This window comes from Synechocystis sp. PCC 7339 (assembly GCF_019924095.1).
Lineage (GTDB): Bacteria > Cyanobacteriota > Cyanobacteriia > Cyanobacteriales > Microcystaceae > Synechocystis.
This window is the reverse complement of the sequence record NZ_CP063659.1, coordinates 2,280,003-2,303,402: the sequence shown is the minus strand read 5'-3', so window position 1 is coordinate 2,303,402 and position 23,400 is coordinate 2,280,003. Positions and strand designations below refer to the sequence as shown.

Annotated in this window: 20 protein-coding genes; 6 read left to right on the top strand and 14 right to left on the bottom strand. The window is 49.4% G+C overall.

The window, feature by feature from the left end; all coding sequences use genetic code 11:
- Positions 1–5: 5 nt before the first annotated feature.
- Positions 6–1,748, bottom strand: coding sequence for an alpha/beta hydrolase (locus IQE94_RS10970; protein WP_223341904.1), 1,743 nt, complete (start codon positions 1,746–1,748; stop codon positions 6–8).
- A gap of 239 nt (positions 1,749–1,987) precedes the next feature.
- Here IQE94_RS10970 and IQE94_RS10965 point away from each other — a divergent pair, with 239 nt between their 5' ends.
- From IQE94_RS10965 to IQE94_RS10955, 3 genes are all read left to right on the top strand, one after another.
- Positions 1,988–2,236, top strand: a complete 249-nt coding sequence (locus IQE94_RS10965; RefSeq protein ID WP_212718230.1) for a hypothetical protein — start codon at positions 1,988–1,990, stop codon at positions 2,234–2,236.
- A gap of 72 nt (positions 2,237–2,308) precedes the next feature.
- Positions 2,309–2,986 carry a global nitrogen regulator NtcA gene (ntcA, locus tag IQE94_RS10960; RefSeq protein ID WP_010872636.1) on the top strand — a complete coding sequence of 226 codons (678 nt, stop codon included), beginning with the start codon at positions 2,309–2,311 and terminating at the stop codon, positions 2,984–2,986.
- Between the two features lie 9 nt (positions 2,987–2,995).
- Positions 2,996–4,471, top strand: coding sequence for a DUF3084 domain-containing protein (locus IQE94_RS10955; protein ID WP_212718228.1), 1,476 nt, complete (start codon positions 2,996–2,998; stop codon positions 4,469–4,471).
- 72 nt (positions 4,472–4,543) lie between these two features.
- On the opposite strand, the gene IQE94_RS10950 is transcribed toward IQE94_RS10955, so the two are convergent.
- Positions 4,544–5,140, bottom strand: a complete 597-nt coding sequence (locus tag IQE94_RS10950; protein WP_212718226.1) for a late competence development ComFB family protein — start codon at positions 5,138–5,140, stop codon at positions 4,544–4,546.
- A gap of 212 nt (positions 5,141–5,352) precedes the next feature.
- Here IQE94_RS10950 and proS point away from each other — a divergent pair, with 212 nt between their 5' ends.
- From proS to IQE94_RS10935, 3 genes are all read left to right on the top strand, one after another.
- Positions 5,353–7,164 (top strand): proline--tRNA ligase, encoded by a 1,812-nt coding sequence (gene proS, locus IQE94_RS10945; RefSeq protein ID WP_223341903.1) that lies wholly within the window; start codon positions 5,353–5,355, stop codon positions 7,162–7,164.
- A gap of 128 nt (positions 7,165–7,292) precedes the next feature.
- Positions 7,293–7,760: a hypothetical protein gene (locus IQE94_RS10940; protein WP_223341902.1), complete on the top strand. Its 468-nt coding sequence runs from the start codon at positions 7,293–7,295 to the stop codon at positions 7,758–7,760.
- A gap of 114 nt (positions 7,761–7,874) precedes the next feature.
- Positions 7,875–9,125 (top strand): HhoA/HhoB/HtrA family serine endopeptidase, encoded by a 1,251-nt coding sequence (locus IQE94_RS10935; protein ID WP_223341901.1) that lies wholly within the window; start codon positions 7,875–7,877, stop codon positions 9,123–9,125.
- Between the two features lie 56 nt (positions 9,126–9,181).
- Here IQE94_RS10935 and IQE94_RS10930 read toward each other — a convergent pair whose 3' ends face one another.
- The 12 genes from IQE94_RS10930 to IQE94_RS10875 form a co-directional block, all read right to left on the bottom strand.
- Entirely contained in the window at positions 9,182–10,174 is a 993-nt protein-coding gene (locus IQE94_RS10930) for an aldo/keto reductase (RefSeq protein WP_223341900.1), read from the bottom strand.
- A complete protein-coding gene (locus tag IQE94_RS10925) occupies positions 10,171–10,371 on the bottom strand; it encodes a DUF6883 domain-containing protein (RefSeq protein ID WP_212718217.1) in 201 nt (66 codons plus the stop codon). Before IQE94_RS10925 ends, IQE94_RS10930 begins: the two co-directional genes overlap by 4 nt.
- Positions 10,364–11,245: a DUF2806 domain-containing protein gene (locus tag IQE94_RS10920; RefSeq protein WP_212718215.1), complete on the bottom strand. Its 882-nt coding sequence runs from the start codon at positions 11,243–11,245 to the stop codon at positions 10,364–10,366. Before IQE94_RS10920 ends, IQE94_RS10925 begins: the two co-directional genes overlap by 8 nt.
- 192 nt (positions 11,246–11,437) lie before the next feature.
- Positions 11,438–13,231 (bottom strand): translational GTPase TypA, encoded by a 1,794-nt coding sequence (typA, locus tag IQE94_RS10915; protein WP_212718213.1) that lies wholly within the window; start codon positions 13,229–13,231, stop codon positions 11,438–11,440.
- Between the two features lie 97 nt (positions 13,232–13,328).
- Entirely contained in the window at positions 13,329–15,170 is a 1,842-nt protein-coding gene (locus IQE94_RS10910) for an EAL domain-containing protein (protein ID WP_212718204.1), read from the bottom strand.
- A gap of 28 nt (positions 15,171–15,198) precedes the next feature.
- Positions 15,199–17,319 (bottom strand): EAL domain-containing protein, encoded by a 2,121-nt coding sequence (locus tag IQE94_RS10905; RefSeq protein ID WP_223341899.1) that lies wholly within the window; start codon positions 17,317–17,319, stop codon positions 15,199–15,201.
- 215 nt (positions 17,320–17,534) lie between these two features.
- Entirely contained in the window at positions 17,535–20,102 is a 2,568-nt protein-coding gene (locus tag IQE94_RS10900; protein WP_223341898.1) for an EAL domain-containing protein, read from the bottom strand.
- Positions 20,103–20,177: 75 nt separating this feature from the next.
- Positions 20,178–20,669, bottom strand: a complete 492-nt coding sequence (locus IQE94_RS10895; protein ID WP_212718191.1) for a universal stress protein — start codon at positions 20,667–20,669, stop codon at positions 20,178–20,180.
- Between the two features lie 70 nt (positions 20,670–20,739).
- The gene (locus IQE94_RS10890; protein ID WP_190598743.1) at positions 20,740–21,120 is read right to left on the bottom strand and encodes a hypothetical protein; all 381 of its coding nucleotides are present in this window, start codon (positions 21,118–21,120) and stop codon (positions 20,740–20,742) included.
- A gap of 248 nt (positions 21,121–21,368) precedes the next feature.
- On the bottom strand, positions 21,369–21,992 hold the full coding sequence (locus IQE94_RS10885; RefSeq protein WP_194014629.1) for a flavin prenyltransferase UbiX: 624 nt from the start codon (positions 21,990–21,992) through the stop codon (positions 21,369–21,371).
- A gap of 57 nt (positions 21,993–22,049) precedes the next feature.
- The gene (locus IQE94_RS10880; RefSeq protein ID WP_212718189.1) at positions 22,050–22,808 is read right to left on the bottom strand and encodes a HEAT repeat domain-containing protein; all 759 of its coding nucleotides are present in this window, start codon (positions 22,806–22,808) and stop codon (positions 22,050–22,052) included.
- Between the two features lie 98 nt (positions 22,809–22,906).
- The gene (locus tag IQE94_RS10875) at positions 22,907–23,398 is read right to left on the bottom strand and encodes a CRR6 family NdhI maturation factor (RefSeq protein WP_223341897.1); all 492 of its coding nucleotides are present in this window, start codon (positions 23,396–23,398) and stop codon (positions 22,907–22,909) included.
- Between the last annotated feature and the right edge of the window lie 2 nt (positions 23,399–23,400).

Sequence of the window (23,400 nt, the reverse complement as noted above, 5' to 3'; positions counted from 1 at the left end):
CCCCCTTAAAAATTGTCAGAAATAGTCTGGGTGGGGAACTCATTGGGGGGAGCGATTATGCCATTGGTGCGACGGAACTGATCAATTTCTTTGATTAAGGCTCCCTCAGATTTTTGGCTAATTAGATAAAACTTGAATTCCTGATCCCGACTTAAATAAGCGGCGTGGGCGGCTCCATTTTCCACTAGAGGGCGGAAACTTTCGTCCCCAGCTACATACAACTGGAAGAAAGGCACCATGACAGCAGAGCCGTAGGCATGGAGCAAGTTGGGGTCAGGCAAGTTTAAGTTAATTGCTTCCACTGACTCCACTACGTTTTTGATGTTGGCATCAATTTTGGAGAAGTCTACGTGGGCTTGCCCTTCCATCAAGGTTAGATACTTATCACGACTGGCCAAACGGGGAAAAGAACGGGCCTGTTCCAACACAAAGGGAGTGGCTGGATCGTAACTGCCTCCAAGTAATAGAACCGGTACCGTAACCTTATGTAGTCCTGATACACCAAAGATCGCGCTGTTAACTGGATTGGCTGCTAGCACCGCTGCTACCCGGGAATCTCGAAAGTCGTAGTCAGACCGGGGTAGAGTCAAAGCATCGCACTGTAGTAGCAGGGCGGTATTAGGGACTCCTTGACCGATTTGACATTCTGATTCCAAAAAATTCCAATCGATGGTGGCTCCGGCCACGGCCAAAGCCCCATAACCGCCAAAGGAGTGCCCCCCCACCCCCACTTCAGTTAGGTTAAGGCGATCGCCAAATTCACTGGCATTAAGGCGTTCCAACTCATCGATGACATAACTGATGTCCTTTGGTCGGTCAATAAATTCCGTGGGATAGTAACCTTGGCGGGAAGTGCGGTTGAGCAGAGCCTTGGCCTGGAGAATGTCACTACCGGGGTGTTGGGGCAGAGCCACTACGAAACCATAGGAAGCCATTTTTTTGGCAGCAACATCGAAATCTTCAGGGCGAGAGGCTAAACCATGGGAAAAAACTAAAACTGGAGTTTTACCCGGTTTCCACCGTTGGGGGCGGTACACATCCACGTAAAAACGACGGTTACGACTTTGGTCGGTTAACCACCAGGTTTCCTTTGGAGCCACACCGTAGGGGCCCATTTCGGTGGGGTCAGGCAAGACGCTAAAGTCAATCTCCCCTTCTGAAGCGGCTTCAATTTCCGAGAGGGCAATCATTTTCTGGATAAAATGTTGGGACGCATCGACTAACAGTTGGGCTGCCCTGGCCCTCTGTTCTACGACTTCCCCTTGGAAATGAATGTCGGTGGGATACTTTCTAATAAAATTGATCAGGCTTAATCCCCCCTCGGGATCCTGAGCGGCCTGGACAATCGCCGCCCGAATACCATATTTGGAGTTAGCTCCCCAAGGCGCATTGAGAATAAACGCGGCCCGAGCTAAGGAATCTTCCCCCAGACTAGTGTTAAAAAAGTTGCTGAGCACAACGGGGTCCACCTCTGCCCGGAGCCCCATAATTTCCCTTAACTTGGTTAGTTTTTCTTCGGAGGCTCCCACTAGGTTGAATAAAAAGCTGAGATTGGAGTCCACAGTGCCATCTTGCACAAATCGTTCCAGGGATTCCACCCGCACTGTCAACTTGATTGGCCCGTAGGTAAAAAAGATATTTTCTGCAGTTTTGCCCGGTAATTGGATGGCGATCGCCGTGAGGGCTCCCAAACAAATGGACTGGAACCAACGACGGAGATTTGAGGGGAAAGTGACCATGGAAGCCATATTGGGGTTAATAAAAGGGCGGCAACAACCAAGTTGCTGGATTGGAGCAATAGGTGAGAAACCTGAGCTAATTCTAGGCAATTTTTTTGCCATTGCCCCCAACGTAAAAGTTATTTTTTTCTTCGTTACCTTTTGTTACCCGAAATTTAACGGAGCTAATCTAGACTGGACTATTGGTCACGGTTGCTCTGTCCACAGGATGGGAGATAATCTAGACGAGATCATTAGGGACCCTGACCATGCAGAAAGCCGACGAATTTGCCATCCACCTGTTTTTGTCCAATGGCCATAGGGAAGAAGTCCGCTTCATGACCATTCAAGATTTTCAAAAATGGTATAGCAACGAGGTTGTACCCAAGCACGACTCCCAGGAATTTATCAGTGTGCCGATTAAAAATATTCAAGGCGAGTACATGGTGGTGCGACCCTCGGCGATCGTTGCCATCCGGGTGGAACCAATTTTCTTTGGCAGTGTGGAGCGCATGTAGTCCATTGTGTATAATCTTGATACAGAATGGGGTTTTGCACTTCCCTTGATGCCCCCATTACCGTGAATGTGCATGGATCAGTCCTTAACCCAAGATCGTCCCCTAGCGGCAGTGTTTCGACGCTTAGGCAGTGAGTTGATGCCCCCGGTGGTGGAAACTTTTGATCGGAGTAAAACAATTTTTTTTCCTGGGGATCCGGCGGAACGGGTTTATTTTTTGCTTAAGGGAGCGGTTAAGTTATCTCGAGTCTACGAAGCGGGGGAAGAGATCACCGTTGCTCTGCTGAGGGAGAACAGTGTTTTTGGGGTATTATCATTAGTTACAGGACAACGTTCTGACCGTTTTTATCACGCAGTGGCTTTTACTCCGGTGGAGTTACTGTCTGCCCCCATTGAACAGGTGGAACAGGCTCTCAAGGAGCATCCCGACCTGTCATTGTTAATGTTGCAGGGCCTTTCTTCCCGGATCCTCCAGACGGAAATGATGATTGAAACCCTAGCCCACCGGGACATGGGTTCTCGTTTGGTTAGCTTTTTGTTGATCCTCTGTCGAGATTTTGGTGTACCTGCCCCGGACGGCATTCGCATTGACCTCAAGTTATCCCATCAGGCGATCGCCGAGGCGATTGGTTCCACCCGGGTAACGGTAACCAGACTCCTGGGAGATTTGCGGGAAGGCAATATGATCTCCATCACGAAAAAGAAAATTACCGTGCACAATCCCGTTGCTCTTAGTCAACAGTTTACCTAGCCAACCTCTATGACCAGTGCCTATATTCTGGTTCTTTCTGTCCTGATCCTGGGCGGGATCATTGCTGCGCTCGGGGATCATTTGGGCAGTAAGGTGGGGAAAGCTCGCCTGCGTTTGTTTAAACTACGACCCCGACAAACGGCGGTGGTGTTGACGGTAATTACTGGCACCCTAATTTCCGCTTCTACCCTGGGTATTTTGTTCACTTTTAGTAAATCCCTGCGGGAAGGGGTATTTCAACTGGATGATATTTTGGGTCAGTTGAGGGTGGCCAAAGCAGAATTAGAGCAGGCTAGCCAAGCCAAGGAAGAGATCGAATCAGAATTGAGTGAGGTACGTCAGGAGCAAAAGCTAGTAGAGGAGCGCAGTCAAGAGTTAGACCGTAATTACACCAGGGCATTGCAACTGTTACGTCGGGTGTCCCAGCAGTCTCGTAATTTACGTCAGGAAGTGGCTAATCTGTCGGCGGAAAGGGCGGAGTTAAATCGACAAAAGGACTCCCTATTGGCGGAAGCCACGGAGCTCCAGGATCAAGTGAAGTTGCGGGATCAGGAATTGTCCAAACGCCAAGAACGTATTGCTCAACAGGAAAAGGTTCTTGCCCGTCAGCAGGAACAGGTGAAGTCTTTGGAGCAGAGGTTTGCTTCTTTGGAAGCCCAGCGCCAACAACTACAGGCAGAAATCAATCAACGGGACACCAAAATTGATCAACTTGACCAGGCGATCGCCGCCAAAGATAATGACATCCAAGTGCGGGAAGAAAAATTACAGGGGCTAGAAACGGAACTCAGTTTCCTGCAAAGGGAAGTGGAAGAGCTAGAGCGTTATTACCAAGATTACCAAGAGTTGCGGGGACAACAAATTGCCATTCTGCGGGGTCAGTTATTGGCCTTTGGTGGCCTAAGGGTGGTAAACACCGAAGCTGTCAGTGGTGCGGTAGATCAATTATTACGACAGGCCAATCGCACCGCTCTGCAATTGGTCAAAACCCCCAATATGCCAGTGCCCGATGAACCCATTGTCCGGGTGACCACGGCCCAGGTAAATAGTATTAAGAACCAACTGCAACCAGGGCAGGAATATGTGATCCGGGTGTTGTCGGCGGGAAATTATGTGCAGGAAGAAAGGGAAATTCGGGTCTTTTTCGACGTGGTGCCCAACCGTCAAGTTTTCCGAGAATCTGAAACCATTGCCACCATTTCCCTCGAATCTTCCGATTTTAGCGAAGTTGATGTCCAAAAACGGATTGACTATCTCCTCGCCGCCGCCCAATTCCGAGCCCGTCGGGAAGGCATTCTGGGGCCCATCCAAGTAGAAGATGGCCGCATTAAAACCCTAATTGATTTTATTGAACAACTCCGTCGTCAGTCCGATAATCCCCCTAATGAGGTGCGGGCGATCGCCGCTGAGAATACGTCGGTGGTGGGACCGCTAAAAATCAGGATTATTGCCTTGAGGGGCAATGAAATCATGTTTGAGAATTAGTTCCGCCGACCAACTTTGGAAATACACCCACAACAAATCCGACTCGTAAGGTTAATAAAACTGATTAACCAATTACCAAAGGGTATTTTTCGGGTCAATCTGACGGTCATCCATGGAGGGGGTTCTGATCGGTGGCGGTGGCGGCGGTGGAAAGGCTCTTCGCTCAGTAACACCTGACGGCGGCGGGGCTTGGGAGGTAGTTAACTTTAAAAAAGCTTGGCGCAGGAGGGGCAGACAATTATCCCAGGTAACCTCTTTGTTCACCGGCTCCAACAGATGGTAGCGCCTGAGCAACTCTTGAATTTGCCCCAGGGTGCTTTCCGCGCCTCGATAGTTCACCTCAATTTCCGAAACAATTGGTTCCGAATGACGTAAAGGATCCCTTTCCACTGCGGCGATCGCCCGACGAACGGCGGAAGTCAACTCACTGCGATACTGGCGTCCTGCCACCCGACGCTGTTCCTCCACTCCCTTAACACTGGAAGCATAGAGGGGAGGTAAACGATTGAGGGCATAGGTAGCCACCTCGGTCAGATTGAGATAATTTCTCAGATTTTTGGGGTAGAAACGCAGTTGCTTATCAATTTCTTCATAGACCAACGTTTCCATAACATTGACATGAACGCCGGGATTGATGGGGATTGGGGACTCGGAGGCGAGAAAATCCATGGCAGAGAGTTGGGGAAAGTGACGACTAGACGAGAAAAATTATTACAGGAGAGCGGGGGCAAAACAATGAAGGGAAAATACAGGGCAAATACATTTCCGGATCCAAGTAGCACTCCGATTTTAGCTGAATTAAGGGATTCTCGGCGCAGTCATTCAACACAATTTAACCGGTATGGGATAATGTGACATTGCGTCATTTACCTAGGCTCATTATGCGACTGTCCCAGATGCTCTTTGTCACCCTCAGAGACGATCCAGCGGATGCGGAAATCCCCAGTCATAAACTCCTGGTGCGGGCCGGGTTTATCCGTCGTTTGGGCAGTGGTTTGTACGCCTATTTACCCCTGATGTGGCGGGTGCTGGAGAAAGTGAAGCACATTGTCCAAGAAGAAATGAATCGCACCGGGGCCCAGGAGTGCCTATTGCCCCAGTTACAGCCGTCGGAACTGTGGAAAATGTCGGGACGGTGGGACACCTACACTGAGTCCGAAGGAATTATGTTCGCCCTACGGGATCGGCTGGAACGGGAATTAGGTCTGGGTCCCACCCACGAAGAAGTGATCACAGCGATCGCCAAGGAAATGATCCGTTCCTATCGCCAATTGCCGGTGAATTTATATCAAATTCAGACTAAATTTCGGGATGAAATTCGTCCCCGTTTCGGCTTAATGCGGGGGCGGGAATTCATTATGAAAGATGCCTATTCCTTTCACTGCGACGAAGCCAGTTTAAAGGCAACCTACGGGGCCATGGACCAGGCTTACAGAAATATTTTTAGCCGTTGTGGCCTAGATTTCCGGGCGGTGGATGCGGATTCCGGGGCGATCGGTGGTTCCGGCTCCCAAGAATTTATGGTGCTAGCGGATGCGGGGGAGGATGAAATTCTTTATACCGAAGATGGTCAGTATTCTGCCAACATCGAAAAAGCGGTGTCCCTCCCTGCGGAAGTTAAACCCTCTCCTTTTAAGGAGTTCAAAAAACAATCAACCCCTGACACTGCCACGATCGCCAAGATGTGCCACTGTTTGGACTGTGATGGCAGTAATGTGGTGAAAAACGTTTTATATCAAGCGGTGTACAATGCGGGCAAAACGGTTTTGGTGCTGGTGACCATCCGGGGTGATCAAGAAGTTAACGAAGTCAAATTAACCAATGAGTTAACTAAGTTGGCGTCTGACTATGAAAGCACTAATATTTTGAGCCTGACCGTTCCCGATGAAAAGGAACAGCAAAAATGGGCGGCTAAACCTTTACCTTTGGGTTATATTTCCCCTGGCATTAGTGATGACTACATTGCTAAAAATACATCGGTAGCTGACAAATTTCTCCGCTTGGCGGATCAAACCGCAGTGGATTTAACTAACTTTGCCACTGGTGCTGATGAGGTTGATTACCATGTCACCGGAGCTAACTGGGGCACCGACTTTACCCTGCCCAAATTGGTGGTGGATGTGCGTAAAGCCCTGGTCGGCGATCGCCCAGTTCATGATCCCCAGGGAAAACTAAAAACTGCCCGGGGCATCGAAGTGGGGCACATTTTCCAATTGGGCACCAAATATTCCCAAGCCATGGGGGCTACTTTTACCAATGAACAGGGGGAAGAAAAACCTTTGGTGATGGGATGTTATGGCATTGGGGTTTCCCGTTTAGCCCAGGCCGCCGTGGAACAAAGTTATGATAAGGATGGCATTATTTGGCCCACGGCGATCGCCCCCTACGAAGTGGTCATTGTGGTGCCCAACGTGGGGGACGGGGCACAAATGCAAGTGGCCGACCAAATTTACGCAGAATGCCAAGCCGCCGGGGTAGATGTGTTATTGGATGACCGCAGCGAAAGGGCTGGGGTCAAATTTAAAGATTCCGAACTCATTGGCATTCCCTATCGGGTGGTTACCGGCAAATCCCTCAAACAGGGACAATTAGAAGTGGTCAAGCGGGCCGATAAAAGCGTTCAAAATCTGGCGATCGCCACCGTTGTTCCTACCTTAGCCGACTGGATCAAAGCAGATAAAAAAGCTAGTTAAAATTACCTAGCCTGATGGCCAGTCCAGTTGCAGAAATAGCACCCTTTAGCCCCAGCTTTTTAGGGAAAAATGCTATGGTCAATGTGTCTTGAATATCTTGAATCACTTTTTCCAGAGGGTAGGTTGTGATGAAATCTTTACTGCGGGGAATTGCCCTATCGGTGTCGGTGTTGATGGCCACAGGGGGCTATGGCTTGACCAGCTCAGCCCAGGTAGCTCCAGGGGATGACATACCCACCGTGGAAGAGGCCCTGGATACCCCTGACGTAGACGACATCACCGACCAACCCGACCAGTTAATCACTTGGGTATGTGAAAACGGCAGTAAAAGCGTAGCAGTGGAAGTTAAAGAACTAAAAGGTTGGCAAGAAACCGTCAACCCAGACCAAACTTGGGAATGCGAACAAAATATTCCCTCCGTTGAGCCTGGCGATGCCACTTTTTCCTGTGAAACTAACGCCACCATGGGCTTGATCAGTGTCTTTTGGCTAGAAGGGGAAGGCGGTCAAGCAGAAATGACAAGCTGGATGAATAACTTAGCTAATAATCAAAATATGGTCTGTACCCACGGAAAAAGTAATCCTTTCTGGGAATAATTTTTAGGGTTGCCATTTAGCCGAGCTTAGGGGAAAGAAGGGTTTCGTCATTTAACAACAATTTCCCCAGCTCCAGTTTGTTAAAGTTAAAGCACTGACTATTAACAATTTTCCATGGCAATCCATCTGAAGGCATCACATTTAGGCGTGGCCGTGCTTCTACTCCTCTTTGGTGGGGCGATCGGTGCCGCTGGGGGGGGTTATCTCTTGTCTTCAGGCCAAAACCATTCCTCCCCTGATTCTTCCGTCAATACCGGCCCCCAAAGTCTTACTCCTTTACCCGTCGAGAGTAATTACCGCAGTGCTCTCCCCTTGCCCCTCCCCCGTTCTGCCCAAGATGATCAGGAGTTAAATTTCATTGCCAGGGCTGTACAAAAAATTGGCCCTGCAGTAGTCAGAATTGACGCAGAAAGAAGCGCCCCACCCCAGGGTGGCCCCATGGGAGACCAACCTTTTTTCCGTCGCTTTTTTGGCGATGAAATGCCCACCAACCCCGACCCCAGGGAACAGGGTACCGGCTCTGGTTTCATTTTGAGCCCTGACGGAGAAGTGTTGACCAATGCCCATGTGGTAGAAGGGGCCAGCACCGTTAAAGTGACCCTCAAAGATGGTTCCGTCCTGGAAGGCAAGGTGATGGGTATCGACACCATGACCGATGTGGCCGTGGTAAAAATTGAAGCAGAAAATTTGCCTGTGGTGGAAGTCGGCCAGTCCGATCGCCTACAGCCTGGGGAATGGGCGATCGCCATTGGTAATCCTTTGGGTTTAGACAACACTGTTACCGTTGGCATTATCAGTGCCCTGGGGCGCTCTAGTTCCGAGGTGGGGGTACCAGATAAACGGGTGCGCTTTATCCAAACCGATGCGGCCATCAATCCGGGGAATTCCGGTGGCCCCCTGCTCAACGCTAAAGGGGAAGTGATTGGGGTTAACACGGCGATTCGAGCTGACGCCCAGGGATTGGGATTTGCCATTCCCATCCAAACCGCCCAAAATGTGGCGGAAAATCTGTTCACCAAGGGCAAAATGGAGCACCCCTACCTAGGCATTCACATGGTTACCCTGACCCCAGATACGGCTAAACAGTTGCGGGCCAGTGGAGAGTTGCCGGCAGGGGTAACAGCGGACACAGGGGTTTTAATTGTTCAAGTCAGCCCAGGTTCCCCAGCGGCCCAGGCAGGGTTGGCCCCAGGGGACATTATTCTCGAAGTGGGGGGCATGGAGATTAAAACCGCTAGTGATGTTCAAGAACGGGTGGAAGGGAGCCAAATCGGCCAGCCCTTGGCGATCGCCGTTAAGCGCGGCCAAAAACCACAAATGATTGCAGTGCTACCGGGGCCCTTTCCTGAAGACTTGGGCCAATGAAACTGAAGGCCCCCATAAGCAACCGCAACCATGAACCCTATTCGTTTTTTGTTAGACTAACGACTTTGGAAAATATTTTGCACCATAGTTTGGGGAAACGAAGCTGCCTTACTATTCAGTTCCTCCATTTCCCCACTGTCTAGTTGCCAACCCAGCGCTTCCAAATTGTCCTGTACCTGTTGGCAGTTTTTTGCCCCTGGAATGGGCATAGTTCCCTGGCATATACACCAGTTCAAAGCCACCTGGGCCATGGTCTTTTCCCGCTCCGTGGCGATCGCCTGGAGAGTGTCCAGCAGAGGCTGAATTTTGGGCAATAGTCGTCGGAACAATAGGCCGCGGATCCCTGGAGGGAAAGGCCCTTGGGGGCCATATTTGCCGGTCAACAGTCCCAGGGTTAGAGGACTATAGGCAATCAACTTAATGTCCAGTTGATCACAAAGTTCCTTCAAACCCAATTTACTAAGGGGATCTGTGGAAAGCAAGGAATATTGTACTTGCAAACTGGTAATTCTAATCCCCTCATTCTGGCAAAAGTCATGGGCTTTTTGCAGACGTTTAGGGCCAAAGTTAGATAAACCTAAAGCCTTAGCATGGCCCCGTTGACAGAGTTGAGCCAAACCCTTGAGCAGGGCCTGTTCTTGCCAGGGGGCATAATTAGCAGTGGACCAATGGAGTTGCACCAGATCAATCGGTCGCTGTAGTCGTTCCCTAGAAGCAATGCCCGCCTTAACCATGGCCTGGGGCGTCAGTCGCCACGGGTAGGGAGCTAATTTGGTGGCCAGACAAATTTTGTCCTGATTTGCTCCTCCATAGGCTTGGGAAAATTGCCCCAACAGTTTTTCACTTTGTCCTTGGAGTCGACCGGTGCCGTAGGAATCGCCAGTATCAAAAAAGGTTATTCCCGCCGCCACACATTGCTCAAACACCCGTTGTAATTCCCTATCCATGGACGGTTGGTAGCCCCAGAGCAATTTATTACCCCAGGCCCAAGTACCACAACCCATGGCGGGCCAAATAATCGGGGGAGTTTTTGTGGTGCTAACTGTCATAGGCCATAGCTAATTTGTAGCAAAATTTGGCGCAATTCTTCAGCATGGCTTGCAGTCATACCCAAACTTAACAAAAATAGATGGGCCTTATGCTTTCCATCATCATGCTTTGGATTAAGGCAATAGTCACGCAATTTATGAATATCAACTACTGCATTCTCCGCATATGGGAGTGTATTTAGCGGAAGGTTAGCCATTGCCTGTACTAACTTGTTCGATCTCTTTGGTTTTGGGTAAAAACTTTTTCCACTGCTCGCTGACATAGTCGTAAAATCCATCCACGCCAGGGGCACTGCAAACAGAAACAATTTCTTTGCCGAGCTTGGTCAGGAGTATTTTGCCAATTGGCAAATTATTATTCTCTTCGTTCGGCATTTCTAAAACAAGTCGCTTTCCACAATACAGAACGGCGAACTTCTTTGGAAGCCCAGTTCTCCTAAAGCCGGAAAGATGCTGAAACTGAATCAAACCAATACTATCCAAGTGAGTTAGAGAAGCAAAATTGATTCCTTCCTTGTTGTAGATCTCAGCTTCTGAATCGAAAATCAACGGAGTGAATTCGCCCACGATCCATCCAAAGCTACAGAGATTCTGGAATAGTTCAGCATCGCTCTTGTCGAGATCTCCCAGAAAATTCACAGTTCTCTTAGAGTAAGTCCCGGGGGCATTCGCTTCGCCGGCTAAAACCTTCGCCCAGATTTCTTGCATTTCGTTGTCTGAAATAATCCGGGACTTATCGAAGAAATTAGTCACCCAATCATCCTCGATCTGACTCGGGTCGGACTTTTCTTCAAGTTGAGGAATCGCTTTCTCGGTTATCTTTTCCATATTCTGCTGACGCTGAGCTTCCTCTTCAACAAAGCGGTGCATTGCCCTCCTGTGCAGAGCCGTAATTTGTATTTCAGATTGGGCTTTGATGAGATCGACCTTTGCCTGTGCCTTAGCTACGCGCTCAACTTGCCATGGCCCAAATAAGCCACCAACCGCAGAGGATAATTTTTCTATGAGAGTATTTGCGGGCTTAGAAAGCTCTCCCAGATTTACCAAGGAGATTGATTTGTCTTTTGTCATTTTCCTTTAGCTAACTAGGAGTTATATCGCAGGGAGGTGGGTAACAACTCGGTTTGAAAGGTATAGTAACACAGATTTATTTTGAGCAATGCAAACGCTTTACCAAAGACTTGCAAAAAAATTCTCCCGATCGCCAGGAGAATTGAGTGGGGGTGTACTGAGAATAGCAACCCCAATAACGTTAATTTTTTTCTAACGTTTGACCAACTTTTTGCGGGTTACCTTACGGAGACGGATGGATTCCGGGGTAATCTCCACCAATTCATCCGGGCCAATGTATTCTAAAGCCCGTTCTAAGTTCATATCCTCCGGTGCTTGCAGTTGCACCAATTCATCCCCAGTGGCGGAACGATGGTTAGTTAACTGCTTAGTTTTACATACGTTCAGTTCAATGTCCTGGGGCCGATTATGCTCACCGATAATCATGCCTTTATAAACCTTGGTACCGGGGGTAATGAAAAACACCCCCCGATCCTCAGCATTTTTCATGGCATAGAAGGTGGCAACCCCTTCCTCAAAAGCTACCATCACACCGTTATAGCGGGTTTCCAAATCGCCGCTCATGGGACGGTATTCCAAAAAGCTGTGGTTCATGATGCCTTCCCCCCGGGTAATGCGGATGAAATCCCCCCGGAAACCCAGTAAACCCCGGGCCGGAATGACAAATTCCAATTGGGTGCGGCCGTTCACGCCGGTTTGCATATCCTGCATTTCCCCCCGCCGTTGTCCTAGGCGCTCGATACAAGATCCGACAGCGGCTTCCGGTACGTCTAACACTAGATATTCCACCGGTTCACAGGGCTGACCGTTTACTTCCCGATAAATCACCTGGGGCTGGGCCACTTGAAACTCATAACCTTCCCGGCGCATGGTCTCAATCAAAATGCCGAGGTGTAGTTCCCCCCGACCGGAAACTAGGAATTGTTCAGCACTTTCTCCGTCTTCTACCCGCAGGGCAACGTTGGTTTCCAATTCCCGATTGAGGCGGTCCCGAATCTGACGAGAGGTAACAAATTTGCCTTCCTGGCCCGCAAAGGGAGAATCGTTGACCGAAAAGGTCATCTGCAATGTGGGCTCATCCACTTTGATCAGGGGTAAAGCTTGGGGTTCGTCGGGGCAAGTCAAAGTCTCACCGATATTGGCATCGGCAAAACCGGCGATCGCCACAATGTAGCCAGCACTAGCCTCGGGCAACTCAACCCGACTCAGACCTTCAAAGCCCAAAAGCTTGCTTACTTTCCCCCTGGCAATAGAACCATCTTCTTTCACCAAAGCGGCCTGTTGCCCGGCTTTAATAGTGCCATTATGGATGCGACCAATGATAATGCGCCCCAAATAATCGGAGTAATCCAGGGTGGTCACCTGTAATTGCAAAGGTTTGCTGGGATCGCCGGCAGGGGGCGGCACATGGTGCAAAATCGCCTCGAACAGGGGCTTCATATCCTCCGACTCATCTTCGAGGCTTTCTTTAGCAAAGCCTGCTAAGCCGGAAGCAAACAAAGTGGTGAAATCACATTGGTCATCGTCTGCCCCTAGTTCCACAAATAAATCAAACACCTTATCCACTGCGGTGTTAGGGTCAGCCCGGGGACGATCAATTTTGTTGACCACCACCAGGGGACGCAGACCCTTTTCGAGGGCTTTTTTGAGCACAAAGCGAGTTTGGGGCATGGGGCCTTCATTGGCATCGACGATTAAGACGCAACCGTCCACCATACCCAATACCCGCTCCACTTCCCCACCAAAATCGGCGTGGCCAGGGGTATCGACAATATTAATTAACGTATCTTGGTAGCGGACTGCTGTATTTTTGGAGAGAATGGTGATACCCCGTTCCCGCTCCAGGTCGTTGGAGTCCATCACGCACACCGGTACATCTTCCCCTTCCCGGAAAATGCCTGATTGCTTCAACAGGGCATCAACAAGGGTGGTTTTACCGTGATCAACGTGGGCAATGATGGCGACATTGCGGATGGGAAGAGACATAACGGGCAAGCGGCTTCAGGGTCCGCATTAACAATTTGTAATATTCAGTCTATCCTACCGTTGGCTTCTCTGGCGCAAAAAGCCCCTAAAACTAAACCTAATTATCTGCAATGTATTTGTGTAAAAAGCTATTGGCGGCCAAAATATTTAATGGTTCAGTGAAACAGTAGCCCTGCAGGAAAAAGCAATTAAGGCTATCTAAAATATTAATTTGTTCCTCCTGTTCGACCCCCTCGGCCACCACCTTCAAATTGAAGGTTTTACCAAGACTGATCAGAGTTTCCATCATGGTCAGATTTGGAACATTATCTGGTTGTTCCAGCAACTGTGCCGTGAGGGATTTGTCAATTTTCAGCTTTTGGAAGGGCAAATCCTGGAGACAACGCAGGGACATATAATCGGTGCCAAAATCATCAAGGGAAAAGCCCACTCCATAGTTGTGTAAGTTAGTAATAATTTGTTGTGCCAGGCCAAAATCCTTCATCACAGTGGATTCTTGAATTTCTAACTCTAAATAATGGGTCTCCATCTTAGCCATGGCGATCGCCTCCATGACCATATTTTTGAGCAAAGGATGGTAAAACTGCTTTTCAGAAATATTAACGGAAACCAAAAAGGGAGTTTGCAATTGCTGTTGCCACAGCACATTTTGTTGGCAGGCCGTTTCTAAAATCCACCGGGTGAGGGGCACCATAAATTCGGTTTGGTCACTCCAGGGCAAAAACTGTCCCGGGGGTAGTAAGCCCTTTTGGGGATGTTGCCAACGGATAAACGCCTCCATGGCTTCAATGCTCTTTTTACGCCAATTAATCTGGGGCTGATAGTACAATTCCAACTCATGTTGTTCTAGGGCCCGCAGTAAACGCTTTTCCACGATCGCCAAGCGTTTCTGATCAGAGTCAGAAAGTTCTGGCACCGGCTGGGGGGCATCGACGCGCACATCCACTGCCGTTTCGATATGGTCATCCGCTTCCCCTAGCCCAGGGTTAGTGGGTTGGAGTAACAACTGCTGTAGATTTTCCCTGATGTGGCCAATCAAGTCATTCACTTGCTCCCCATCCAGCGGATAGAGGGCTACCCCGTAGGTAATTTCTGGCTGGAACGGTCTTCCCCCTGCCGTCACCGGAGTTAAAACTGGCTTCATCAGGCGTTGGGCAATTCCCAACAGACTGCTAGTATCCTGCACCTTGGACACCAGGAAAATAAACTCATCCTTATCCCAACGGGAAACAATATCTCCATTGCGTAGATTTGCTTTCAGTTTTTGCCCTGCTTCCTGGAGAAAAGCATTGGCTACCGCATCTCCCCGTTTGCGCTTGAGGTCAGACCAATTATTAATCTGGCAGAGCAAGACTCCCACCTGGGCATGGTGGCGGCGGGCATTGGAGAGAGCAATATTTAAGTACTCTAAAAACAGGGTCTGGTTGGGCAAATCCGTTGCCGTATCCAGGTAGGATTGCTCATGGAACGTTTCATCATTGGAGCCGGCCAACAAATCAACCCCTTCCCTCGTGTTATAGCTGGAAGCAATCTGGGCAGAAACCGCCTCATTATAGGGAGAAGTCTGGGGCAATATTTCCACTGGCTGGGAGGAAGACTCACCAAGCCCCTCTCCAGTAATGTGGTAACTGGCATTGATACTACAGCCGAAATTAATTAGGTCGCCATTTTTTAACTCATGGATGAGGCGTTTTTCTCCGTTCACAAAGACGCCGTTTTGACTTTTATTCCCCTCTAGATCCCCATCAATAATCCAAAAACACTCTTCGTTGGTTTTACTATTGGTCTTCCGCATCAGGGTGGCATGGTGCCGGGAAGCCTGCCGGGAGTGGATCTGGATGCTAGTACCAGAATGGCGACCAATGGAGTATTGTTGCTCGTCTAAGATTATTGTTCTTCTTTGATTGGCATCTTCTAGAACTAGTATGTGTTGCTTCATAGAGAATTAGGGAACTATTAATTCTAAGTTATGCCAGGGGATCAGCCTTAATTGTATTTTGACTCAAAAGTTCAGTTGCGGCATCAACTTTGAGGGGCTTACTGAACCAAAAACCTTGTATTTCTTGGCATTGTAGTCTTTGTAGTACTTCCAACTGTTGTTGGGTTTCTACGCCCTCACTGATTATGCGGATGCCCAATTTTTCCCCCAGGGTCATAATGCCAGTAACGATTGCCTCGTTAACGGGACTATGCTCCAAATCCCTAACAAAGGACTGATGGATCTTGACGGCGGGAATCTTAAACTGTTGCAAGCAAGATAGACTACCCAAGCCAACACCAAAATCATCGAGGGAAAGATTAACTCCCATGGTGGCCAACTGTTCGATGGCCCGACGGGAATAATCGATGTTCTCCATAATGATGCTCTCAGTCACCTCAATGGTCAACCAGTGGGGATTCAACTGATTCTCCTCTAGGATACTTTGGATATTGGCAATCAAGTGGGGATTTTGAAATTGGTTGAGGCAGAGGTTAATACACACCGGTAAGGGGGGAAGTCCTGCCTGTTGCCATTGCCGATTCTGTTGACAGGCAGTTCTTAAAATCCATTCACCGATGGGCACGATCAAATCAGTTTTTTCCGCTAGGGGAATCAGATTAACCGGAGAAATTTCGCCAATTTCGGGATGGTGCCAACGCAACAGGGCCTCCATGCCGGTAATTTCCCCAGTGTTGATCTGGAGAATGGGTTGGTAGGTCAGATAGAATTGATGTTTGTCCAGGGCCTCGTAGAGGAGATTTTCCAAGCGAAAAAACAGGTTGGCTTTGGAGGCGGCCTTTTCGTTGAAAAAGGCAAAGGAATCAAAGTGTTTTTCTTTAATCTGCTCTAGGGCGGTGTGGGAATTTTTCAATAGGCTAGCCCCATCATTCCCCCCATCAGGATAAACAGCGATACCCACCTTACCCTTGAGGTGAATTTTTTGTTTGGCCACGTCAATGCCTTCCTCTAGCATGGCCAGCATTTCCTTAACGGTTTCCGTGAGGGCTTGATCGTCCCCTGGTTCCTTGAGCAAAATGGCAAATTGTTTTCCCTGCCACCGACAGGCCAAGCCTTTTTTCTCCGTCCACTGGCTCAGGCGTTTGGCTACAGTTTTGAGAAGAATTTCTCCACACCCCAGTCCGAAGGCATTGATCATCCGTTCGTAATTATAAAAATTGAGGAATAGGATAGCTAACCGACTCTGATCTCGCTGTACTTTTGCCAAGGCGATCGCCAATTGCTCCTCGAAAAAAGCATGGTTAGGTAGCCCGGTCATGGGGTCGTAGAAAGTATGCTGAGCCAAACTATTTTCTGCTTGTTGCCGCCGGGTAATGTCAATTAAGTAACTGCGAATAATTTGATTTTCGGTTAAATAATGGACATATTGCTCATAGCATTCATCCCCATTTTTTACTTCTCGCAAAAGCAAATTGCCCCGTACATTTTGGGCTTGATTAAGGAGACCTTCCAGGATAGGATGGCTAGCCCCCTGGTCATTGATATCCCGAAACTTAATGCTAGCGGGGGGATTTAAATAAACGATCTTGCCATTGAAATCAATTTCCACAATGGGATGGGGACTAAGCTCAGCAAAAGAAGAAAAACGCACCAAGTCAGCGGAGCTGGGGGCCAAACGGGAGGCTTCCTGTTCCTCTTCATTAATAATGGTAGATTTGCTGGTGTATTCCCCTAAACTTTGGCGGGACAGGTCTTCTAAGGACATGGCCTCCAAGGGGTTGAACATAGCGATTTCCAAGGAAGTAGAAACGATGTAGTAGCTGGCTTTGGACTGACTGCCAAATAGGATCACATCTCCGTGCTGCAGGTCGTGGGATTCACTATCCTGACCATTGATAACCAGACCATTGGTACTGCGATTACCTTCCAAATCCCCATCTAAAATCCGGTAGGAATAACTTTCATTTTGGGGGGTGGGTTTGATACGAATCAGGGTGGCGTGATGGCGGGATACCACCTGGTCGTAAATGACAATATCATTGCTGGATTCCCGTCCGATGGAATAGGTGGGTTCGTCCAAAGAAATAATACGACGGGCTTTTTGATCTTCGATCACAAATATATGTCGAAATTCAGGCAGGTTAGTCATAACAGCAAGGATGGGCGGATGGGCAAGGGAAATATTTATCTTGACCCGATGATGGAGACAAAATCTGGCTAAATTGCGACCCCACCTCTAGTTTGACATAACCCCTAGCGGTTTGATCGTACTTCTTAGGCAAACTTTATTAACGGTTTACTCGAGGTTTGGGTGGACCATCAATGAGGGCAAGTTGCGGTTAGTTTTAACGGGGGTGACAAGACTTAGCTTTGGTGTAATTGTTTCTGTAAAAATTGTCCCATTTCCCGTTTCCGTAGGGGACGACTTAACAAAAATCCTTGTACTTCTTGGCATTGTAGTTGCCGGACCAGGCTGAGTTGGGCTTCGGTTTCTATTCCCTCGGCCACCAAACGATATTGGAAGCCCTGGCTCAATACAAGTATGGACTGGAGAATGGCCATTTCCTGGGGGGTGCCTCGTAATTGGGCCATGAATCCTTGATGAATTTTGATGGTGGTGAGGGGAAACTGGGTGATAAAACCAATGCCCATTTGGCCCCGACCAAAGTCGTCTAGGGCAATTCTTACGCCAAAGGCTTTGAGGTCTCGGAGAATGGCCAGGGCTTTGGATGGTTGTTGTCGCAGGGTATTTTCAGTGATTTCTAGTTCCAACCATTGGGGATCCAAGCCTGTTTCTTCTAGGGTTTTGCCCACCATCATCACTAGGTCTTGGCGATAAAATTCTCGGACTGAGAGGTTAATGGCGATCGCCCGGGGAGGCAAACCATCTTTTTGCCAATCTACGTTTTGTTGACAGGCGGTGCGAAAAATCCAATCGCTGAGTTCAAAAATGAGATTACTACGGGCGGCAATGGGAATAATTTTTTCGGGGGCAATCTCCCCCACTTCGGGATGTTCCCAACGGAGTAGGGCTTCCATGCCGGTGATTTCCCCACTTTGGAGATGAATTTGCGGTTGGTATTGCAGGGTAAGTTGACGTTTGGAAATCGCCTGTTGGAGAAGATTTTCTAGGCGGGCTTGATGGAGGGCTGCGGTGCTAAACTTCGGATCATAGAACTGGTAGCGATTAAAACCAGTCTGGCATAATTTTTGCAGGGCAGTGTTGGCCCGGGAGAGCAAATCTTCGGCCCGGTTACCATCGTTGGGGTAGGCGGAAATACCAATGTTGATGTTAAAAATAATTTCCCGTTCCCGCACTGTTAGAGGGTTTTTCAGACGTTCTAAAATTCTTTCCGCTAGACGAATGGAATCCTGGGGACTTTTGATCTTGGCCAAAATAATCACTAAGGTGCTGCTATCCCATTGCCCGACGGTATCTCCGGAGCGCATACAATCGGCGATCGCCCCGTGGAAGGCCATAAACACCTCATCCCCAAAGCTAAAGCCATAGGCTTGATTAATGCGATTGAGGACCTCCAGGTGGATGAACATTACCCCCATGAGATGCTGATGGTGGGCCGCTGCATCGATGGCGAGGGATAGCTCCTTCTGCAGGTTGACCCGGTTGGGGAGTTTGCTAATGGGGTCATACAACGCCTGGTTAGCCAAGGTTTCTGAATAGCCCTGGCGACCCCGGGGAGTGCGCATGACAAAACAGTACACTTCCCTATCTTCCCAGGGTTGGCGATACACTTCCCCCTTCACCTGCACCGTTTGTCCCTCCCGATTGCGGTACTCCAGTTCTGGTACCGACAGGTAATCTTGGGTTTCCAAGTTAATTAATAGTTCTTCGATTACCGGCCGTTCCGCGGCCATCAATTGATAAAGGGTGAGGTCAAGAACTTCCGATTCTTCGTAGCCCAATAATTGACAAAAAGCACTGTTGGCTTCAACCACGGTTTTGGTGCGGGCATCCACCAGTAGAAAACCGGTGGCCGTATATTCCCGATAGGCGCGCAAACGGTGGTGGAGGTCGTTTAACCCTTGCTCCATTGTGCGATACTCGGTTACGTCCTCGCTGTAGCACTGCAAACGGCTACGGTCAGGGCCGAGGAAAACCCGCTGATGGAAAATTTGTTGGCCGATGGCAATGTCCCGCTCCAACTGCAAGCCCTCCCTGGTGAGGGATAAATTGGAGAGCCCCTGGATCAGGGGATGTTGGGTCTGGATGGCCATCAACTCTGGAAATAAGGCTTTAGTTGCTCCGTTGGCGTAGAGCACCCGCCCCGCTGTGGTCAACTCAACAATTAACTGGGTGCTATTTTCGCTGAGGGTAACCGGCGGACGATGGCTTTGCCCTGGGGCACGGCGGCCCACATCTGGCAGTTCCTCGTTATAGACCACTGCAGTAGAAAAGGATGAATCTTCCTCTACTTCCACTGCTTCATGGTCAAACCCGGCTCCCTCTCCATACTCGTGGTCAGCCATGGCAAAGTTGAGGGGATCCACGTAGGTTTCCCCCATGATCGGGTTGGCCGCTACCGATACTGGTTCGATTCCATAGGGTTGTTCCTCCGACTCCGTGGTCAAATTCATAATGTGGTAACTGGCTTTGGATTTGTTACCAAAGCGAACTACGTCCCCGTGTTCCAACTCGTGGGAAAGACAATATTGACCATTGATCACTATTCCATTTGTACTGCGTTTGCCCTGGAGATTGCCGTCAATTAGACGATAGGTGTATTGATGATTTTGGTAGTCGTTAACCCGGATCAGGGTGGCGTGGTGGCGGGAAACTTGGCGATCGTAAATGGGGATGGCACTGCCGGGGTCTCGACCAATGTCGTAGGTGTTTTCTTCCAGGGAAACGATGCGGCGAGACTTCTGATCCTCAATGACCAGAACGTGGCGGACAATGGAATCGTTACTCATGGGGGGCATGGCTCAGGGGATAGTTTTATTTAACTTGGGGAAACTCCGCGGTCAACTTCAGGGACTGATCGCCTCTCAGTCCAGGGTTGGCACCACAAACACGCAACAGTGGGCATGGTGAAAGACATAGTTACTCACACTACCGAGGAGAATTTCGCTCAGTCCCCACCGGCCCCGGTGCCCCACCACAATGATGTCACTGTTATCCTCTTTGGCTCGCTGGCAGATAATTTTGCCGGGACTGCCACTGCCCAAAATTTGTTCCGCTTGGCAGTGGATGCCCAAATTCAATGCTTGCTGACGGCGTTTTTCCAGGGTGTCTAACCCTTCCTGTTCAAAGGCTTGCCATTGCTGTTGCCACACTTCCATGGTCAACTCATTACCCACAGCAGGATAAATTTCATCCATATTGACCGGGATGGGCAAAGGACTGCCCTCTTCTTCGGCGGACAACACATGGAGCAATAACAGGGAAGCCCCATAGGCCTTGGCCAGGGATAAACCTTTTTCTAAAACTTCTTGACCTGCGGGGGACAGATCCAAGGCAACGAGAATACGGTTGAACAAGGTAACCCTCCAAGGCGTTGAGCAGTGGGCAATGATTTGCGCCTTATTTCCCACAGGACAGAATGCTTTTTCAATGCCCTGGTTTACATACATTGTAATCTTCGTGGGAGACTATTTCTTTTGGTTCTAGGCGATCGCCATCGTCCTGACAAATTAGCCGGTAATGTCTAGTGACTGGAATACTGATCACTAGGCGATCATGTCTAAGGCGTTTGCCATAAAATTCGCGGTAGTCATTTTGTTCAGCCAACCCCGCCAGAATTTGCCTAGCCTTAATCACCACGTTGCGGGGGAGATGGGTCAAATCAATTGGATCTTCCTCAAAGGTAGCTTTCCAAGCGGCCCGGGACTGTTTCCTTTCCTCTTGGTCAATGTGTTTTTGCACACAGCGATGACATTCTTGGCCATAACCCTTATGGCCACAGGGAAAAGTCTTTTTACGTCTTGCCATAGTGTTTACAGTTAGGTGGAGAGTGAGCATCTGTAGAACAAACTGCTTGACAACCGCGCCCTAATCAATAACCTCCCCTCAACCTTTCTGGCGGCAATGCCAAACTTTGCCCACCGCCGCCGACATGGGGCGGTTTTTTTATAGCTTAGCGGCTAATCCCCATGACGTAACAATGGCCCCAACCAAAGCCCTGGGTCAATGCTGCCATGGGCTAAAAGCAATGGGTTTGGCCCTGGTGTTCCTGTCCATCACAGATCGGACACCGGTCCTCCTTGCCAACGGCTTAGGGGAACACAGTCGATCGCCAATTGATCTAAGGCCCTGGCTACGACAAAATCCACCAGATCTGTCACGGATTGGGGGCGATGATACCAAGCGGGAATAGCGGGCACAATACGGACCCCGGCCTCAGCCAAACTGGTGAGATTGCGGAGATGGATCAAACTGAATGGCGTTTCCCTGGGCACCACCACCAAGGGTTTGCCCTCTTTGATTTGCACATCTGCGGCCCGCTCCAACAGATCGGAACTCATACCCACCGCTAGTTTAGCCACCGTGCTCATGCTACAGGGCATCACCACCATCCCGGCGCAACGGTAGGAACCACTGGCAATGGTGGCTCCCACATCCCCCCAACGGTGACAAATAAGTTTTCCTCTGGTTTCCACCCCAGCTTGGTGCCGCCAAAATTCTGCCTGGGCGGAGGGTTCCCCTGGCATTTGAATATTTTGTTCCGCTTGCCAAACTTGGTAGCTGGCCCTGGAAGCTACCAGTTCAATGGTGTAGTCCGCCGCCAGTAAATGCTTGATGGCTCTGACGGCATAAATTAGCCCAGAGGCACCACTGACCCCCAAAATCAAAGGTTGTGCCATGGTGTGTTGATTTTTAATTAATGTTTAACTATTTCTCTTTACAAATTAAGTGGCAAATCAGATCAGACCGTCCATTTCCAGGTCTTCAATCATCTGTAGCCCCCTGGCGTCCCCCAGTCGTAGTAGGGCGGATTTGGCATCTTCCTTCACACCGAAATCTTCATCTTCCACTAGGGCTTCCAAGAGAGCATCGATCGCCGTGGCATAGACCACATTGGAGGGCAATTCCCGGCACAGTTGCCCCACTGCCCAGGCACAATTACTGCGGACAGCGGCCATCTTGTCCCTCCTCAGACCCTCTATTAAAGGGGGAATGGTAGCAATAACATCTTCGTAGGCCAATTTGGCAATGTTGGGTAAACTGCTGGCACTCCAGAGACGCACAGCGGAAATGTCGGTTTTAAGGGCATGGATCAATGGAGCTAGGGCCCGGCGATCGCCACAATTGCCCAGGGCCCAGACCAATCCTTTGCGGACATAGCCATTAAAGTCCGTTTGCAAACTTTGAATTAGCGGTTCCACTATGGTCTGGTCAGTATTACGCCCCAACGCATAGGCCGCGCTTACCCGCACCAGGGGACAGCTATCCCGCAATAAATTGATCAGCGGCTCCACTGCGCGGCGATCGGCAATTTCACAAAAGGCCCGGGCCGCCAGCATCCTCTGTGGGGCTTCCCTACTGGTAAGAAGCGCCAACATTTCATCGGGGTCCGGGGGTGGGGGGGCTACGTCGTCGTCCAATTGATCCAGGGGATCAACCCAGGAGTCCTCCAGTAGCACATCATCTTGGTTACGCATAGCTCCATATTTTCGCACGAAATTTGACCCCCTTGGCTGGGGTACCGTGGTCTGCTTTGCTCCGGTTGAACCGGATATTATCTTGGGGTAACGGATCGTAAATTGTGTCGAGGCAACTAGAGCTGGGCTAAAAAATTCTCGTCCAAATCGTAGCCCAACAGTTGAGCCAAAGACTTCAGACGGAACTGGGCCGGTAGTTGATATTTTTTTAACCAGTCCGCTAGCACAAACACTTTGCCCATAACAAACAGATCCAAGGCTTCAGGATTGAACTGGATGCCATCCACCCGATGGAATTCGTGGGGCACCAGCATGGCCGCATACCTAGTAAATTCCCCGGCTTGCCAATCTAAACAAAGGGGAAACCAGGGATGAACACTATCTAGGCGAATAAACCAGAGACGAACTTCGGGAATCTCCGATAATTCCCTAGGATCGCCTTCTTGCCTGGCAAATTGAATGTCAAACTGCACCTGTTTTTCGATGGTGGCCAGGGCAGATTCATCAATGCGATTCAGGCTCAAATCAATGGTCTGCTCCAGCCATGATTGCACCGAGGCCAGATCCAAACCACTCAGTTGCTCTGGGGTAACGGTAATGGTGACCATGG

Bases quoted from the DNA above. Each gene is read 5' to 3' on its own strand.
- IQE94_RS10970 (WP_223341904.1), bottom strand. From the start codon at position 1,748: ATGGCTTCCATGGTCACTTTCCCCTCAAATCTCCGTCGTTGGTTCCAG.
- IQE94_RS10965 (WP_212718230.1), top strand. From the start codon at position 1,988: ATGCAGAAAGCCGACGAATTTGCCATCCACCTGTTTTTGTCCAATGGC.
- ntcA (WP_010872636.1), top strand. From the start codon at position 2,309: ATGGATCAGTCCTTAACCCAAGATCGTCCCCTAGCGGCAGTGTTTCGA.
- IQE94_RS10955 (WP_212718228.1), top strand. From the start codon at position 2,996: ATGACCAGTGCCTATATTCTGGTTCTTTCTGTCCTGATCCTGGGCGGG.
- IQE94_RS10950 (WP_212718226.1), bottom strand. From the start codon at position 5,140: ATGGATTTTCTCGCCTCCGAGTCCCCAATCCCCATCAATCCCGGCGTT.
- proS (WP_223341903.1), top strand. From the start codon at position 5,353: ATGCGACTGTCCCAGATGCTCTTTGTCACCCTCAGAGACGATCCAGCG.
- IQE94_RS10940 (WP_223341902.1), top strand. From the start codon at position 7,293: ATGAAATCTTTACTGCGGGGAATTGCCCTATCGGTGTCGGTGTTGATG.
- IQE94_RS10935 (WP_223341901.1), top strand. From the start codon at position 7,875: ATGGCAATCCATCTGAAGGCATCACATTTAGGCGTGGCCGTGCTTCTA.
- IQE94_RS10930 (WP_223341900.1), bottom strand. From the start codon at position 10,174: ATGACAGTTAGCACCACAAAAACTCCCCCGATTATTTGGCCCGCCATG.
- IQE94_RS10925 (WP_212718217.1), bottom strand. From the start codon at position 10,371: ATGGCTAACCTTCCGCTAAATACACTCCCATATGCGGAGAATGCAGTA.
- IQE94_RS10920 (WP_212718215.1), bottom strand. From the start codon at position 11,245: ATGACAAAAGACAAATCAATCTCCTTGGTAAATCTGGGAGAGCTTTCT.
- typA (WP_212718213.1), bottom strand. From the start codon at position 13,231: ATGTCTCTTCCCATCCGCAATGTCGCCATCATTGCCCACGTTGATCAC.
- IQE94_RS10910 (WP_212718204.1), bottom strand. From the start codon at position 15,170: ATGAAGCAACACATACTAGTTCTAGAAGATGCCAATCAAAGAAGAACA.
- IQE94_RS10905 (WP_223341899.1), bottom strand. From the start codon at position 17,319: ATGACTAACCTGCCTGAATTTCGACATATATTTGTGATCGAAGATCAA.
- IQE94_RS10900 (WP_223341898.1), bottom strand. From the start codon at position 20,102: ATGAGTAACGATTCCATTGTCCGCCACGTTCTGGTCATTGAGGATCAG.
- IQE94_RS10890 (WP_190598743.1), bottom strand. From the start codon at position 21,120: ATGGCAAGACGTAAAAAGACTTTTCCCTGTGGCCATAAGGGTTATGGC.
- IQE94_RS10885 (WP_194014629.1), bottom strand. From the start codon at position 21,992: ATGGCACAACCTTTGATTTTGGGGGTCAGTGGTGCCTCTGGGCTAATT.
- IQE94_RS10875 (WP_223341897.1), bottom strand. From the start codon at position 23,398: ATGGTCACCATTACCGTTACCCCAGAGCAACTGAGTGGTTTGGATCTG.